We start from the raw sequence: 15,381 nt of genomic DNA, 5'->3' as shown, positions 1-15,381 counted from the left end.
TTCTACTTATGTATGATTTGATTTTTAATAAGCTCAATTTGACGAATTCGATTCGTGTCTCTAGCACGCACAATAAAAGTCCAATCCTGATACTGCCAGAGTTCACCTATTTTCAACTCCGACTGCTTACTATATAACCAACCACCGATAGAATCCACATTCTCGTCCTGAATGTCAAGTCCCAATCTAGCATTTAACTCGATGATCAAGGCGTTACCTTCGACGACATAGTGTCCTTCGGCTAACTTATCAATTTCTTGCAGTTCATCTTTATCAAATTCATCACGAATTTCCCCTACGATTTCCTCCAGAATATCTTCAATCGTAATCAATCCGGACGTTCCGCCGTACTCATCCATCAGCAAAGCGATATGTACGTTTTCACGCTGCATCTTTTTGAGCAGAGACTTCACGGGCATTCCTTCGGGAATCGTCATGATCGGTTGAAGTAAACCTTTAAAATTAAAATCAGGGTTCGAGATGTAACTCAAGAAAAATTGCTTCGTATTGACGAATCCGATGATATGATCTTTGCTCTCTTTGGCTACGGGAAAACGCGTGTATTGTTCTTTGATGATAATATTCATGTTCTCTTCAAGTGATTTATCCGCATAGAGACAGATCATATCCGTACGTGGGACCATGATTTCACGCGCCAACAATTCATCGAATGAGAAGATGCGATTCACATATCCGTATTCGGTCTTATTTATTTTTCCACTCTCAAGGCTGTCTGATAAAATAATGCGTATTTCCTCTTCGGAATGAGCTTCTTCGTGTTCGCTTGCTGGCTTAACGCCAAATAGCTTAACGAGTTGTGTCGCAGAGCCATTTAAAATCCAAATGAATGGGTACATAATTTTATAAAAGAAAATAATAAACGGAGCTGTTAGAATTGAAATTGCTTCAGCTTTCTGAATCGCTAACGTTTTGGGAGCTAGTTCACCAAGAACAACATGAATATAGGTAATGGATAAAAAGGCGATACCAAAAGAGAGGATGTGCGACAGTGTTTCACCTACACCAAGCCCATGGAACAAAGGACCGAGGATTTTCTCGACCGTTGGCTCACCTAACCAACCGAGACCTAGCGCGGTAATCGTGATGCCGAGTTGACATGCGGATAAGTAGCCATCCAAATTCGAAGTAACAGTTTGAACAGCTAGTGCATTTTTCTTACCTTCCAATACCATTTGATCTACACGACTTGGACGAATCCGAATAACGGCAAATTCTGTCGCAACAAAAAAAGCGGTAAGTACAATCAGTACTACGATTAAAACCAAATTGATTAACATGGTAACCTACCTTCAATGTTTAGTTTATCTCTTTAAGTTTAACTTTCTTGGCTAAACTTAGCAATTTTAGCAACCCCCATCAATCAAGGAAATGTAATAAGGCTCGGATTGTAGTTATTCAACTACGATCCGAGCCTATTCATTTCGACTTTCTATACCGCCAGGTTCTCTACCCTTACGTTTACTTCCAGAACGCGAAGCCTTGTATCAAATTGAATCAATACCGGGTGTATGCAGAGCAGCGAACACAGCTATGATAGATATAACATCGTCTGATATACGTATGACACCAGATGGCGATTTCACAGACACAAGGATCACCTCCCATTATCGATGCTTTCGAGAATTTGTTTAAACGCATGAAAGTCTTTAATTAAGTAATTAAGCCTCTTTATTAATTGATTAGCGATATCCGAAGTACAAGCAAAACCAATCTCATCAATTAGCTCATCTAATTCACCCGCCAATACGATGAAATCAATATTATCCTTTTCTGTACTTATCTTTATTTTTATGTCATTCGCTAGTGCTTCGCCAAGCTCTCTCATGTGTTTCACTTCAAGATGTTTCGTCATTTTCACCATTGGAGGGGTATAATCCTTGCGAAAATCGATGCCAGGAACTTCCTTCCAAAAGGTATTCCACTCTTGTATTAGTCCCGCTTTGTAAAATAATAATTTAAGGTAGCCGCATAACCAAGATGTGCAACTAGTATTTCTATTCAGACAGCCCACACCGTCTACTAAGTAAGAACAAGCGCGGCAACAAGAACCACCATTTTGAATACACACCTTACAAATATGATCTGCCCCTAAACCGTTCAACTGTCTCATGCCATAATCGATCAGATACTTTCTTGAAGCAATATAGAATTCATCGTCAATTAACACGCATACCAGTTCCTTACTTTCAAATAACTATATATTTGATTTATTGAATATTACACATATACTATAACTGAAAAGTATTCAATAACGCAAAGGATTTTAAAACTTGCTTCCATACATTCCGGTTTATGTTATGATATTCTATATATTCAAATGTTCGAATATTGATAGTAGAGGAGAACGGTATGTATCAAGAAATACAGCATTTTAAAGCCGATTTTTTCAAGGCATTAGCACACCCATTGCGTATAAGAATCCTTGAAGTTTTAGTAGATGGCGATAAAAACGTAAATGAAATACAAACGATATTGGGCAGTGAAGGTTCTGCCGTTTCACAACAGTTAGCCGTGTTAAGAAATAAAAACGTTGTCCGAGGGATCAAAGACGGAACCTCTGTGATCTACTCCCTGACAGATCCTTTAATTAAAGACTTGCTTATTGTTGCCAAGCAAATATTTGATAATCACCTTGTGAATGCGATTTCCATGTTAGAAAACATAAAGAATCAGTAACTGCTTCTATTTTCACAAAAAGGAGTGAATCGGGTCCATTGTTCTCGATTTATCTCCTTTTTTTATTGTTATTTCCTAGCAGAAATATCAAATTGACACCCCTATGTTTTAGATATATGATTTTATATATATTCAAATAATCAAATATTTAAGTTGGTGGGATTCGATATGAAACTTTCTTTTAGAGGCAGATTCCAAGGTTACAATAGAAAAAAATTTCAAAAGGACTTGGTTTCAGGTCTGATTGTCGGAATTGTCGCCATTCCATTAGGAATGGCGTTTGCAATTGCTTCAGGCGTAAAGCCTGAGTACGGGTTATACACGACTTTTGTAGCGGGCATCCTCATTTCGTTATTCGGTGGTTCCAAGTTCCAAATTGGCGGTCCGACAGGCGCATTTATCCCCATCCTCTTCGCGATCGTCATGCAATATGGGTACGAAAACTTGCTTATCGCAGGTTTTATGGCTGGCGTTATTTTGCTATTCATGGGAATTTTTAAATTAGGCGGGGTCATCAAATTTATTCCACGTCCTGTCACGATCGGCTTTACCACAGGAATTGCCGTTACCATCTTCACTGGACAAATCGCCAATTTTCTTGGCCTGCATGATCTGCAAAAACACCAAGAATTTCTTTCCAATATGAAGGAACTAGGCATTCACATTTCTACAATCAATCTGTACAGCATTCTGACTGCTGTAATTTGTCTGATCCTTATCCTACTCACACCACGCGTGTCCTCTAAAATTCCTGGCTCCTTAGTGGGATTGTTGCTTTCAGCGGTTGTCGCATCCCTCTTCTATCCTGACAAGGTTGCAACCATCGGGTCAACCTATGGCGCAATTCCGAATAGCTTGCCAAGTGTACACTTCCCTGAACTAACCATGGAACGTATCCAATTGCTAATAAAGCCCGCGCTTATCATCGCGATGTTAGGCGGGATTGAATCCTTGCTCTCTGCTGTCGTTGCTGACGGGATGTCAAGAACAAGGCATAACAGCAACAGGGAATTGATTGGTCAAGGTATCGCCAATATGATAACGCCGTTGTTTGGCGGCATACCTGCAACCGGGGCTATTGCCCGAACAGCAACCAATATAAAGAGCGGTGCAGAATCTCCTTTCTCCGGCATCTTCCACGGCATTGTCGTGCTGCTGGTCTTGCTCTTATTCGCTCCCTTTGCTTCAAGCATTCCACTTGCAAGTATGGCCCCGATCTTAATGGTCGTTGCTTGGAATATGAGTGAACGCAAAGAGTTCGCTCACGTCTTAAAAACCAAAACGGCAGATTCAGTCGTTTTGCTTATTACCTTTCTTCTTACTGTGTTTACGGATCTGACAACCGCAGTAGAAGTTGGGTTACTGCTGTCTGTTATTATATTTGTCAAACATATGAGTGGCTTACTTAGTACTGCTAAGGTTTTGCCCAATCCATCTGATAAGCATGAACATGTAGCCGCACATATCGTTACTGAGCAGCATAATTGCCCTCAAATTAGTATCTATACCGTGGAAGGCGCGTTATTCTTTGGGGTTGCAAATGCGTTTGAGAAATCCATTATGGATGAAATCCATACCAACCCCAAATTATTATTGTTGAAAATGAGGAATGTTCCCTATATGGACACAACAGGAGCAGCCCATTTATCACGGATTATTAAACACTTTAGCCATCATTCCTGCAACGTCATCATTTCCGAATTACCAAAGCAACCTCGGCACATGTTGAAAAAAACAGGTTTGGACGCAACCATTGGACAGAAAAACTTTTTCGATAACACAGGCGATGCCGTTAACTTTGCATTAACGAAACTTAACCTCTCTCAATGTCTAGGGTGCAAACACTATGCATTCCGCGAATGCAAACACCTGTCAGACCCTAGAGTGATTAACGTTCGAACACCATTCGATTGAATCGTGGTTTCACCATTAACAAGCTAGGCGCTGTTTAATGGGCCCCGGCTTGTTTTGTTTTTACCTCACATAAAAAAGGAATTAACGAGCGAACAAAGAAAATATAGCTTCATATAGTAAAGAAGAATGGTTACATGTAGATTGGGAATGTTAGTCAAAGGAGCACAGGCTCGAGGATTTATGTCTAGTCATCCAATCAAAAGGAGTTGATCCGATGAGTATCAAACCGAACATCGCGGCTATCAGTGTCAACTTTGATCTTGGGGCAGGCCGCCGAGGTGCGAGCCATGGACCTAAGGCGATTTTTGAAGCAGGATTACTTCAAGAACTACAGCAATTAGCCGATACAGTAGATCATGTTGCTGATCTTCGTCTTGTGAATGACACAGCAACTCACTTAGATACGCAAGTAGATTCAACCAATCTCAATTACTTCGCTGAGGTTATAGCCATTAATACCCAGCTTGCCGAGCAAGTATCTCAGGTTGTCGGCCAAGGTCATTTCCCACTCATTATCGGCGGCGATCATAGCATAGCAATTGGCACAATTGCAGGATTATCCGCTCATTATTCGAACCTAGGGGTCATTTGGATTGATGCTCATTCAGACCTAAATTCACCGGACACAAGCCCATCTGGTAATATACACGGCATGTCGCTTGCGGTCAGTTTGGGTATCGGGCATCCTCTTTTAACGGATATACATGGAACTAACCCCAAAGTAAAGCCGGAAAATATCGTACTCATCGGCGCTCGCTCGTTGGATGAAGGAGAGAAGAAGCTGATTCGTTCGCTAGGTATCAAATGCTTTACCATGTACGATATTGACCGCAAAGGCATGGCTCATGTGATGCAAGAAGCCATTGATTATATTAAAATAAAAACAGATGGCGTTCATCTTAGTTATGATGTAGACTCTGTAGACCCCATCGAGGCACCAGGAACGGGGACTGCTGTCAAAGGAGGACTTCATTTCCGGGAAGCTCATCTCGCTGTGGAAATGCTGCATGAAGCTGGCATCGTGACTTCTGCCGAGTTTGTTGAAGTGAACCCGCTGCTCGATGACAGCAACAAAACCTCCCAGTTGGCTGTCAGCCTAATCAGCTCCTTGTTCGGTGAGCAAATCTTATGAGCGAGACCCAGGAGGTGAATCTCATACCAACGATCAAAGGAGTAACCGCACTTTTTCGAATCTTTGATGAACTAAAAGCCAAGGAATTCTATCTCGATTATTTAGGCTTCACCCTAGGATTTGAGCACCGTTACGAGCCCAATATGCCTCTCTACATGGAAGTTACCCTAGGATCACTCGTTATTCATTTAACGGAGCATTATGGCGACTGCAGTCCAGGGGCGGCGATTCGCGTAGAAATGGAAGACCTTACTGCTTTCCATACTCGCTTACTCGAACAAAAATTCAAATTCTCCCGACCAGGCATTGAAAAAACACCATGGCATACCCGCGAAGTGACTGTCACTGATCCGTTCGGAAACCGAATCATGTTTTATGAGAAAACAGCATAATGAGGCACAAATAACCCCCGCTCTTGTTGATAGAGACGGGGGTATTGTCATGGCACGACTACTGCTTAGTCTGCTGGACGAAGTAATCTATCGCCTGCAATACCTGGCGTTGTCATCTGAATCGGATTCAGAATCTCCTCAATCTCTTCCGTTGTGAGCAGTCCTCTTTCTAAAATCAGCTCTTTCAAGGTAAGACCTGTACGTACCGCCTCTTTAACCAGTTGCGCGGCAACCTCGTAACCTAAATGCGGGTTTAATGCGGTTACAATACCGAAGCTTTGCTCTACGTAATTCTTACACCGTTCGCGATCTGCTTCCAAGCCTTCAATTGCGAAGCGTTCGAATACACTTGCCGCATTTCGTAATATTTTCAGGGACTGCAAGAGATTAAAAGCAAGAACTGGCCCCATCACGTTAAGCTCAAACTGCCCTGCTTCACAGGCCAAACAAATCGTATGATCGTTACCTATAACCTGGAAAGCCACTTGATTCACGACCTCCGGCATGACCGGATTTACTTTCCCAGGCATGATGGACGAACCTGGCTGTCTTGGCGGCAGCTTCAGTTCCCCTAATCCTGCGCGAGGCCCGGAAGCCATCATACGGATATCATTGCATATTTTCGAGAGGTTCACCGCACATACTTTAAGCGATGCAGATAGTTCTGTGTACGCATCCATATTCTGTGTGCCGTCGACTAAATGCTCCGAAATTTCAACTGGGATACCAACTGCTGATTTCAAATGAAACATAACTCGCTCGACGTACTCCGGTTTGGCATTAAGCCCTGTTCCTACGGCTGTAGCTCCCATATTGACGATCAGAAGTCCGCGCATCGCTTGCTTGATTCGTTGGATATCACGCATCAATACACGTGCATAGGCGCCAAACTCCTGCCCCATTCGGATCGGCACGGCATCTTGGAGATGGGTTCTCCCCATTTTGATCACATCATCAAACTCAATTTCTTTCCGTGCGAAAGCGCTTTGTAAGGAAGTTAATGCTTCTATTAATTGCTCCGACAAGCGGTAGGCAGCTATTTTGATCGCTGTTGGAATCACATCATTCGTCGATTGTGACATGTTCACATGATTATTCGGGTTACAATGGAAGTAACTTCCTTTTTCCTCACCTAAAAGCTCTAGGGACCGATTGGCCAGCACTTCGTTCATATTCATATTGATGGAGGTACCAGCTCCGCCTTGAATGGAATCGACGATAAATTCCTCTAAGAGTTTACCGCTACTCACTTCTTCAGCAGCTTGTACTAGGGCTTCACCAATTTTCTTAGGCAGCATATGGGTATCCATATTCGCTTGCGCCGCTGCACGTTTCACTTCCGCCAACGCAGTAATAAGCTCAACATGAATGGTAACACCTGTGATCGGGAAATTTTCAATTGCTCTCATCGTTTGAATGCCATAGTAGGCATGAGAGGGGACTTGCTTTTCTCCTAAAAAGTCTTTCTCGATGCGATAAGTCATTCGATTACCATCCTTTTTCACTTCATATTTCATTCCCAAAGCTTCGATTGAACCCAGAACGACAATAAGTCCACTAACATGGTTATTTTTAGCTTAAAAGTGAGGGATATGCACCGAATAGCTAAGTTTGCAAATCCTCGCCTATTTTTCAATTATATACTCAGGAAGTCATCGTACGCTAATACTAGAATACAATGAAGTACAACCTTGATAAATGTTATGGGGAGGAAAACTTATGCCTACACAAAGCTCGAAGATTATTGAGCAAACAGAGAAATATGGTGCACGTAATTACAATCCGCTGCCGCTGGTGATTTCCAAAGCCGAAGGCGTTTGGGTTGAAAATCCCGAAGGCCAACGATACATGGACATGCTGAGTGCGTATTCCGCTCTGAATCAGGGACATCGTCATCCACATATAATAAACGCATTAGTTGAACAAGCAGGCAAGGTTACTTTGACTTCTAGGGCCTTTCATAGTGAGATCCTTGGGCAGTTCTATGAGAAATTGGCGCTATATACGGGTAAACCCCTGATATTACCTATGAATACGGGGGCAGAAGCGGTTGAAACAGCTGTCAAAGCCGTCCGAAGGTGGGGCTACGATGTGAAAGGGATTCCGGAGAATCAGGCGGAGATTATTGTCTGTGAGGGTAACTTCCACGGTCGTACCGTGACCATCACCTCTTTCTCCTCGTCTCCGGAATACAAACGAGGTTTCGGGCCGTTCACGCCAGGCTTCCGGATGATTCCATACGGCGATGTCGATGCGCTGCGGGAGGCGATTGGGCCGAACACCGCCGGGTTTATTGTGGAGCCCATTCAGGGCGAAGCCGGCATTGTGATCCCGCAGGAAGGGTTTCTGCGGGAAAGCTATGAGCTCTGCAAGGCGAATCAGGTTCTGTTCGTCGCGGACGAAATCCAGACGGGATTCGGCCGCACGGGCCGCCGCTTTGCCAGCGACTGGGAAGGCGTCACGCCGAACCTGTATGTGCTGGGCAAAGCACTTGGCGGCGGTGTTTTTCCGATCTCGGCTGTGGCCGGAGATCGTGAAGTCCTTGAGGTGTTCGAGCCGGGCTCGCACGGCTCGACGTTCGGCGGCAACCCGCTCGGCTGCGCCGTCGGAATTGCTGCACTTGAGGTGTTGGAGCAGGAACAGCTCGCAGAGCGTTCCGATACGCTTGGGGCTTATTTCCTGAAGCGGCTTCAGGAAATCGAGAATCCGCTCATTCAGGAGATTCGCGGCCGCGGCTTATTCATCGGGATCGATTTGACCGTCCCGGCCCGCCCATTCTGCGAAGCATTGAAGGATAAAGGCCTGCTGTGCAAGGAAACACACGAACATATCATCCGTTTGGCGCCTCCCCTGGTCATCACGAAGGATGAGCTGGATTGGGCTTGGCAGCAGCTACACGAAGTGTTGCGCGTAGAGTGAGTTGTCGTTGTGGGCCGTGTAAGTCGATTTTTTCGACTTACACAAGCGTAAATTGGTTTCGCGAGGCCTTTAAGTCGATTTTTTCGACTTACACAGGCGCAGATTGGTTTTGCGAGACCTCTAAGTCGATTTTTTCGACTTACACAGGCGCAGATTAGTTTTGGGAGGCCTCTAAGTCGATTTTTTCGACTTACACAGGCGCAGATTGGTTTTGCGACGTCTCTAAGTCGATTTTTAGGGATTGCACGGAATTGATAGGAATAGAGTGGCTGGTTAGCGTGGTTGGCAGAGGAATACTAGGAAGGAGTAGTTTGTTGGAGTAGGTGGCAGGGAATTTCTAAGTAGAGAGTAGCTTGTTGGAGTGTGAAATGGGATTGCTATGTTAGGTAGAGAGTAGCTTGTTGGAGGTGGATGGTAAGTAGGTGGATAGTGAGTGATAAATTTGGTATTCACATCAGTCTATTTAGTCCGATATCTCCGAACTAAATCGGGAATTCCTTGCTACAAAAGACCAATAGTCCGATTTCACCGACTTATCCCCCCTTTTTTCCCGCCGAAGCGGTATTTAGGGCGATTTAGTTAGGCTATTTCGGACTATTACCATTGTAAGGATGCGAAACGTGAGATTAATTCGGCATTTCCGGACTAACGCGGTGATCATAGGGAAGCCATTCGTCCCGAAGGGTACCTTTCTAGGACCATGAGTCTATTCCTTCACAAACACGAGCTCTCCAAATTGCTGAGGAACATGGAAATTGACGAGCCCTGTAGGCGACCAGGCAGAGTAATGCCGAACGCCATCGCGGTCATCATCGATACGGAAAACATTCCAATGCCAGACCGCTCCGGCATGTGGCACACCTGCCTCATCTAAATCCGCAAATGGAATCCGCACATCATAGACAAGCCAACCGTCATCAATACCCTTCGTGACTTCTGCTTGGAATCCCTCCGCTATCCACGAGGTAACGACATCCTTGTTTCCATCCAGCCTATTATGTATCAACGCATCGAATAAGACGCCACGCGGGCTTATTTCAAACTCGTAGTAGGTCGTGCCACCGCCAAATGGGTCGAGGAACACCTCTACGACGTCTTCCTCATAGAGAGGCTCGTCACGCCGTGTCATCGTCGACACCACATGATCATCCTCACATTCGTATCGAATGTGCAGACTATCTGCAGTCCAGCATGCGCGAAAGCGAGTTTCCAGTCTCGGTGCATCCGCCGACACCACGTCACGCAAGTAACTAACTTGTACATCTTCCCATTTCACACGACTAACTTCATCTGTGTAGCGACAAATATATCTCATCTGTATTCCGCGCTCCCCTACTCTATCAAATCAATTCTTATAGACTATATTAATATCATGTTCCTTGGAAAGGAAGCTCGAAATTTGATCCCTTGCTTCTGACTTCACATCTTTCAACCAGGAAGCTTCCAAACGTTCAATCGCTTCTATACGTAAATCTTCATATTTACCCTTCGCTTTCTCCGTCTCACGCGACCGATTAGAAGCATACAGAAACAGCGTAATACATGCGAGCAACAAGCCGCATAACAGTTTATTCGAAATAAGTAAATCCAATATCATGATGGCGTTACCGCTCGAACGTACGATGACTTGTCGATATAACATATAAATGACGATGAGTAAAATAGCTCCTGTCGCGATCGATAGAATGGGTTGCCTCTTTTTCATATTGTCCCATTTCATCTTACGGTCCTGCAACTCTTTCAACATGACTTCTGTATCTTCACTCACATTTATCTTAGGCCCAAGCACAGCATCTCCCCCTCGTTACCATGCTATGCTTGTCTAGGGCTATTCTTTCCATAAAAAAAAGACCAAGAGCATCACTCTTCACGCCTCGCTGAAGATGCTCTTGATCTTGACCTGTTATTTAGCGGAAAATTTGCAATAATTCCAATTAAAACCGTTTCTTTCCTACAAGAAACTTTTTATTTCCTTTTTTAGCTGCTACCGGTACATGCTTGTAGCTGCGTACCATCTGTGTTTTACAAAGCGGGCAAGTTGGTAAAGCTTCCGTTACGAATTCTTTGCGAACCCAAGCTTTACATTCTGTTGCTTTACATTTCCAAATCTCAATCTGTTCAACTTCCGGTTTCTGTTCTTCCGTTACAATACTCGTTGTTGTAGACATTTCAATTATGTGCTCCCTGCTTCGTAGATTAGACTACTTATTATTATACAGATCGGAACTAATATCAAGTGTTTCCCGTGTTCAAATGTATTTACCAGTGGTAGAATAGACAAAGCGATTGCAATTTAGACACAAAATACAAAGGCAGGAATATCGCATGATCAATTTACTACGTGAATGGAAGCTTCAACTCGAAGGCTATAGCCGAAATATTAAGCTATTTTTCTGGTTTAATTTTGTTTGGAACTTGGGCATTAGCATGTTTGGGCTTGTGTACAACCTCTATGTAAGAAGCTTGGGCTACGAGCAAACGATGGTAGGCAGCATTGTAGGGATGACAGCATTGGCCGCAGCCATCATCCTCATCCCGGCGGGCATCATGAACGATCGCTTCGGTCCGAAGCGCGTCATTTCTTTCGGTCTTATTTTTACAATTGCCGCACTGACCGCACGCTCACTCATTCAACTTCATGAAGGCATGCTGATTTCTGCTTTCTTAGGTGGCATGGCGTTAGCCGTCGTCTCCGCGACGATTCTGCCTTTCATGGCTAATAACTCAACGCCTCAGCAGCGGGTTCATCTCTTTTCCCTCAATATGGCTTTGGTTATGCTGGCCAATGTCATTGGCATTGCAATCGGTGGTGTGCTTTGTGATTTCTTCCAATTCTTAATTGGTTTTGATGAAATACATAGCTTACGTTATACCTTGCTCATTGGAGTTGCCATCGCAGCACTCGGTGTCATTCCCATGTCTCTTTTTGAAAAAAGTGATCTCGAGAAAGAAGAAAATACACCGCACCGGGAATCGTTGAGCTGGAAAGCCACTTGGCGTGAACACAAAACGTCTATTCAAGTCATCGCCATCTTCTGTTTGCTTGGTTTACTCTCTTCACTGGGCGGCGGAATGATTGTTCCCTATCTCAATGTGTATTTTGAGGATCGCTTTGAGGCATCGAAATCCGCAATTGGTATCATCGTTGCCTTAGGACAAGCAGCTACGGGCGTTGCCTTCTTAATTGGGCCCATGATTGCCAAGCGTTATGGTGAAGTGAAATCAGTCGTCTATCTGCAGTTGAGTTCGATTCCTTTTCTGCTCATCACCGCTTTTTCAGCTAACCTTTATTTATCGTCCGGTGGCTATCTCTTCCGCCAGGCACTCATGAACGCAGCCAATCCTTTTTACAATTCGATCAAAATGAGTTATGTCCACCGCTCGCTTCGCGGGCTTGCCTCAAGTTCCGGCGAGGCGGTATTCAACCTCGGTTGGTTTATCGCCTCACCGATTAGTACAGGCCTCGTCTTCCGTTATGGCAGTTATTACGGATATGCATACGCCTTTTGCATCACAGCCGTCGTGTATTCGGTGATTTCATTTTTATTTTATTTTTTCTTTGGCAAGCAGCGTTTTAAAACGCTAGAATAAACCACCGAAAAAAGCTCCTTTCCCTCGTTGACGTAGACGGAGGAAAGGAAATACAATAGAATGAGAGCGCATTCATTACCTACTTCTCAGTGCTCATATGACAAGTAGAATGCCAAGGGGGCCTTACCTATGCGGAAAAAGCTCATCTTTAATGGACAAAGTATCGTCTTAACCTGGTTAATTTCCTATATTGTCATCCTCCTGCTTCCTGTCGTGATTGGTCTTCTACTTTATGTAGAGTCCAACCGTACGTTAAAGGAAGAAATTCAACAAGCAAATGATTCTTTGCTCAAGCAAGTCCGCGAAGTCATGGACAACCAATTCAAAGCAATGGAACAGCTCAATTTTGAGATCACATGGAATGTGAATGTGCAAGAGTTGCTCTATTCGAATAAATATGAAATCTATCCGAAAGATAAACCCTATGATATGTATCAGATTGCAAAGAGTTTGTCTATTTACAAAACCTCTTATCCCTTAATTGATAATTTTTATATTTATTTCAATAAAGATCAATCTGTCATTTTACCAACCACCGTTCGCTCAAGCATATTTGCCTACCAAACCTTGCATATGAGTGATAATTTCCCCTTTACTTCCTGGCAATCGATTATGACACGCAACAATTTCAAAGGATTTATCCCTATGTATCGTATTGGTGACGATAATATCTTGCGGAAAACAGTCGCCTATGTGAGTACATATCCAATGGAACACGATCAGCCTACTGCCACTAACGTGATCATGGTTGATCAAACGCGTATTCTCGGCGCCATTCAGAACATGGAAATCTTCAATAATGGTCATGTACTCATACTCAATGAACAAAATCAAGTTCTCGCTGCTAACTCCTCCAGTACGATGCCTGTCGATTTTCCTTATGGGGACTTGGATAATGGGAAAAATTTTTATTTTAAAAGCAATGATGGTGAGGAATATGAAGTCTTTACTATTCAATCGCCGCGCTCCAAGCTAAAATATATCTCCATCGTGCCTAGTCAAACGTATTGGCAAAAGGCTTCACATGTTCGTAATTTGACCTATTTAAGCATGTTGATCAGCCTATTGGGCGGAGGAATTTTAACCTTCTTTTTCTTACGTAGAAATTACAATCCAGTTCGACGGTTGGTTCATGCCTTTTCTAAGAAACAGATTCCCGATTCCGGCAAAAAATACAATGAGTTTCTGTTCATTCAAGAAGCCTTGGACAGTACGTTAATCGAAATGGCTGATTTCAAAAGCAAAGTGGAGCAGCATCGACATATCGTTCGATCTCATTTCGTCGAAAAGCTATTGCGGGGCAAGCTGGATGGGAAAATCCCAATTGCCGAGGCGCTTACGACATTCGATATGAAGCTGGACCGTAAAGAATTTGCCGTCATGCTATTCGTTATCGATAAGAGTGAGGCCTTTTTCGAACGAATTACGCACACCCCGGATGAAGAGAAGTGGAAACTGCTTCAATTCATTGTAAGCAATGTGGTTGAAGAGTTAGTAGCCCAACGCCACCGCGGCTATGCAACTGAAATTGATGATACACTTGCCTGTCTAGTGAATTTGACGGTGGACGATAGCGAGAGCTCCAAAGAAGAATTGATTCGAATCGCTGACGAGGCGCAATCGTTCCTTGCTTCCACCTATGATATTCATCTGACCATTGCGATCAGTAGCATTTATCCACACATAGCGTCTGTGCCACAAGCTTTCTTGGAAGCTCTCGACGCGATGACCTACAAACTCGTCATGGGCGGTCACGAAATCCTTGCTTATAACGATCTCCATGAACATAAATATTGGTATAATACGAATGGCTATTATTACCCGATGCAGATTGAGCAGCAGTTGCTCAATGCTTTGAAATTCGGGGAGCTTACAGAAGCTAAACAACTACTCAGTGAGATTATGCAGAAAAATTTTGAAGGCGCTGGCATTTCTGTTTCCCTCACCAAGTGTCTCATGATGGGATTAGTCACTACAATCATGAAGAGCATTAATGAAACCGGAGGCATCCAGGAGAGCTTTTTCATTCGTAATCCCAAGCAGCTGGATCGCCTGCTGAACAGTAAAAACGTAGAAGATATGGAATTGCAGTTAGGGGACATGTTCACTCAAATCTGCGCGTTTACAGCAGCCAAACGTGTGCATGCGAACTCGTTGGCCAAACAGAAAGCGCTGCAGCAGCTTGTCGAGCAAGTCAACATGTACATTGAGCATAATTATACCGATGTCAATTTGAATGTGACGATGATCGGCAATCATTTTGACCGGAAAGCGACTTATTTATCTAAGATTTTCAAGGACTACGCAGGTGAAGGATTGTTGGATCGGATCAATAAAGTGAGGATCGAGAAGTCCAAACAGCTGCTCAAAGGGAACGAACAATCCGTTGGAGATGCAGCTTACGGCGTAGGCTTCAATGATATTAACGCTTTTATCCGTGTTTTCAAAAAAGTAGAAGGTATTACACCAGGTAAATATAAAGAAATGCTTGATGAATAAGGCATAGAGGGGTGGCTGCAGGCTGCCCCTTTTGCATTCAAATCGCTATTTTCATCCTAATAAATGGGCTATAAAGCCTTAAATTGTCTTTTTTCATGAAGGAATTGGATAAATTGAAGAACATATCACGATTTTTCAAGAAGCCATTGGAGGTATTCAAGATATTCAATTTGTAAGCGCTATCATATAGTTAGGTCATAGCACAAGCAACCTTGCCGCTAGACTTCCAAAGCTAAT

13 protein-coding genes are annotated in these 15,381 nt (G+C 43.6%); 7 read left to right on the top strand and 6 right to left on the bottom strand.

Annotated elements, in window-relative coordinates; translation table 11 throughout:
* Positions 1-2 precede the first annotated feature (2 nt).
* Entirely contained in the window at positions 3-1,298 is a 1,296-nt protein-coding gene (locus GC096_RS24415) for a hemolysin family protein (protein WP_171633903.1), read from the bottom strand.
* 317 nt (positions 1,299-1,615) lie between these two features.
* The gene (locus tag GC096_RS24410) at positions 1,616-2,188 is read right to left on the bottom strand and encodes a hypothetical protein (RefSeq protein WP_171633902.1); all 573 of its coding nucleotides are present in this window, start codon (positions 2,186-2,188) and stop codon (positions 1,616-1,618) included.
* Positions 2,189-2,370: 182 nt separating this feature from the next.
* Here GC096_RS24410 and GC096_RS24405 point away from each other — a divergent pair, with 182 nt between their 5' ends.
* The 4 genes from GC096_RS24405 to GC096_RS24390 all read left to right on the top strand — a co-directional run bounded on the left by GC096_RS24405 (position 2,371) and on the right by GC096_RS24390 (position 6,135).
* Positions 2,371-2,697: an ArsR/SmtB family transcription factor gene (locus GC096_RS24405; protein WP_056616766.1), complete on the top strand. Its 327-nt coding sequence runs from the start codon at positions 2,371-2,373 to the stop codon at positions 2,695-2,697.
* Between the two features lie 168 nt (positions 2,698-2,865).
* Entirely contained in the window at positions 2,866-4,611 is a 1,746-nt protein-coding gene (locus tag GC096_RS24400; protein ID WP_171633901.1) for a SulP family inorganic anion transporter, read from the top strand.
* Positions 4,612-4,831: 220 nt separating this feature from the next.
* On the top strand, positions 4,832-5,743 hold the full coding sequence (gene rocF / locus GC096_RS24395) for an arginase (RefSeq protein ID WP_376769522.1): 912 nt from the start codon (positions 4,832-4,834) through the stop codon (positions 5,741-5,743).
* On the top strand, positions 5,740-6,135 hold the full coding sequence (locus tag GC096_RS24390) for a glyoxalase superfamily protein (protein ID WP_171633899.1): 396 nt from the start codon (positions 5,740-5,742) through the stop codon (positions 6,133-6,135). Before rocF ends, GC096_RS24390 begins: the two co-directional genes overlap by 4 nt.
* A gap of 65 nt (positions 6,136-6,200) precedes the next feature.
* Here the strand turns inward: GC096_RS24390 and GC096_RS24385 are convergent, their stop codons facing one another.
* On the bottom strand, positions 6,201-7,619 hold the full coding sequence (locus GC096_RS24385; RefSeq protein ID WP_171633898.1) for an aspartate ammonia-lyase: 1,419 nt from the start codon (positions 7,617-7,619) through the stop codon (positions 6,201-6,203).
* 235 nt (positions 7,620-7,854) lie between these two features.
* Here GC096_RS24385 and GC096_RS24380 point away from each other — a divergent pair, with 235 nt between their 5' ends.
* Positions 7,855-9,054: an ornithine--oxo-acid transaminase gene (locus GC096_RS24380; RefSeq protein ID WP_171633897.1), complete on the top strand. Its 1,200-nt coding sequence runs from the start codon at positions 7,855-7,857 to the stop codon at positions 9,052-9,054.
* Positions 9,055-9,760: 706 nt separating this feature from the next.
* On the opposite strand, the gene GC096_RS24375 is transcribed toward GC096_RS24380, so the two are convergent.
* The 3 genes from GC096_RS24375 to GC096_RS24365 all read right to left on the bottom strand — a co-directional run bounded on the left by GC096_RS24375 (position 9,761) and on the right by GC096_RS24365 (position 11,222).
* A complete protein-coding gene (locus GC096_RS24375) occupies positions 9,761-10,369 on the bottom strand; it encodes a carbohydrate-binding family 9-like protein (RefSeq protein WP_171633896.1) in 609 nt (202 codons plus the stop codon).
* A gap of 30 nt (positions 10,370-10,399) precedes the next feature.
* Positions 10,400-10,843 carry a DUF2663 family protein gene (locus GC096_RS24370; RefSeq protein WP_171633895.1) on the bottom strand — a complete coding sequence of 148 codons (444 nt, stop codon included), beginning with the start codon at positions 10,841-10,843 and terminating at the stop codon, positions 10,400-10,402.
* 145 nt (positions 10,844-10,988) lie between these two features.
* A complete protein-coding gene (locus GC096_RS24365; protein ID WP_056616791.1) occupies positions 10,989-11,222 on the bottom strand; it encodes a cold-inducible protein YdjO-related protein in 234 nt (77 codons plus the stop codon).
* A gap of 157 nt (positions 11,223-11,379) precedes the next feature.
* Between GC096_RS24365 and GC096_RS24360 the strand changes: the two genes are divergently transcribed.
* Positions 11,380-12,645: an MFS transporter gene (locus tag GC096_RS24360; RefSeq protein WP_171633894.1), complete on the top strand. Its 1,266-nt coding sequence runs from the start codon at positions 11,380-11,382 to the stop codon at positions 12,643-12,645.
* A gap of 129 nt (positions 12,646-12,774) precedes the next feature.
* Positions 12,775-15,144 (top strand): helix-turn-helix domain-containing protein, encoded by a 2,370-nt coding sequence (locus GC096_RS24355; protein WP_171633893.1) that lies wholly within the window; start codon positions 12,775-12,777, stop codon positions 15,142-15,144.
* Positions 15,145-15,381 lie beyond the last annotated feature (237 nt).

The organism is Paenibacillus plantarum (assembly GCF_013141695.1).
GTDB lineage: Bacteria > Bacillota > Bacilli > Paenibacillales > NBRC-103111 > Paenibacillus_E > Paenibacillus_E plantarum.
Note: the sequence above shows the minus strand (reverse complement) of the source record. Positions and strands in the feature narration are given on the sequence as shown.

What these genes read in the sequence shown, in the direction of transcription:
- GC096_RS24415 (WP_171633903.1), bottom strand. Translation starts at nt 1,298, where the DNA reads ATGTTAATCAATTTGGTTTTAATCGTAGTACTGATTGTACTTACCGCT.
- GC096_RS24405 (WP_056616766.1), top strand. Translation starts at nt 2,371, where the DNA reads ATGTATCAAGAAATACAGCATTTTAAAGCCGATTTTTTCAAGGCATTA.
- GC096_RS24400 (WP_171633901.1), top strand. Translation starts at nt 2,866, where the DNA reads ATGAAACTTTCTTTTAGAGGCAGATTCCAAGGTTACAATAGAAAAAAA.
- GC096_RS24390 (WP_171633899.1), top strand. Translation starts at nt 5,740, where the DNA reads ATGAGCGAGACCCAGGAGGTGAATCTCATACCAACGATCAAAGGAGTA.
- GC096_RS24385 (WP_171633898.1), bottom strand. Translation starts at nt 7,619, where the DNA reads ATGACTTATCGCATCGAGAAAGACTTTTTAGGAGAAAAGCAAGTCCCC.
- GC096_RS24380 (WP_171633897.1), top strand. Translation starts at nt 7,855, where the DNA reads ATGCCTACACAAAGCTCGAAGATTATTGAGCAAACAGAGAAATATGGT.
- GC096_RS24375 (WP_171633896.1), bottom strand. Translation starts at nt 10,369, where the DNA reads ATGAGATATATTTGTCGCTACACAGATGAAGTTAGTCGTGTGAAATGG.
- GC096_RS24365 (WP_056616791.1), bottom strand. Translation starts at nt 11,222, where the DNA reads ATGTCTACAACAACGAGTATTGTAACGGAAGAACAGAAACCGGAAGTT.
- GC096_RS24360 (WP_171633894.1), top strand. Translation starts at nt 11,380, where the DNA reads ATGATCAATTTACTACGTGAATGGAAGCTTCAACTCGAAGGCTATAGC.
- GC096_RS24355 (WP_171633893.1), top strand. Translation starts at nt 12,775, where the DNA reads ATGCGGAAAAAGCTCATCTTTAATGGACAAAGTATCGTCTTAACCTGG.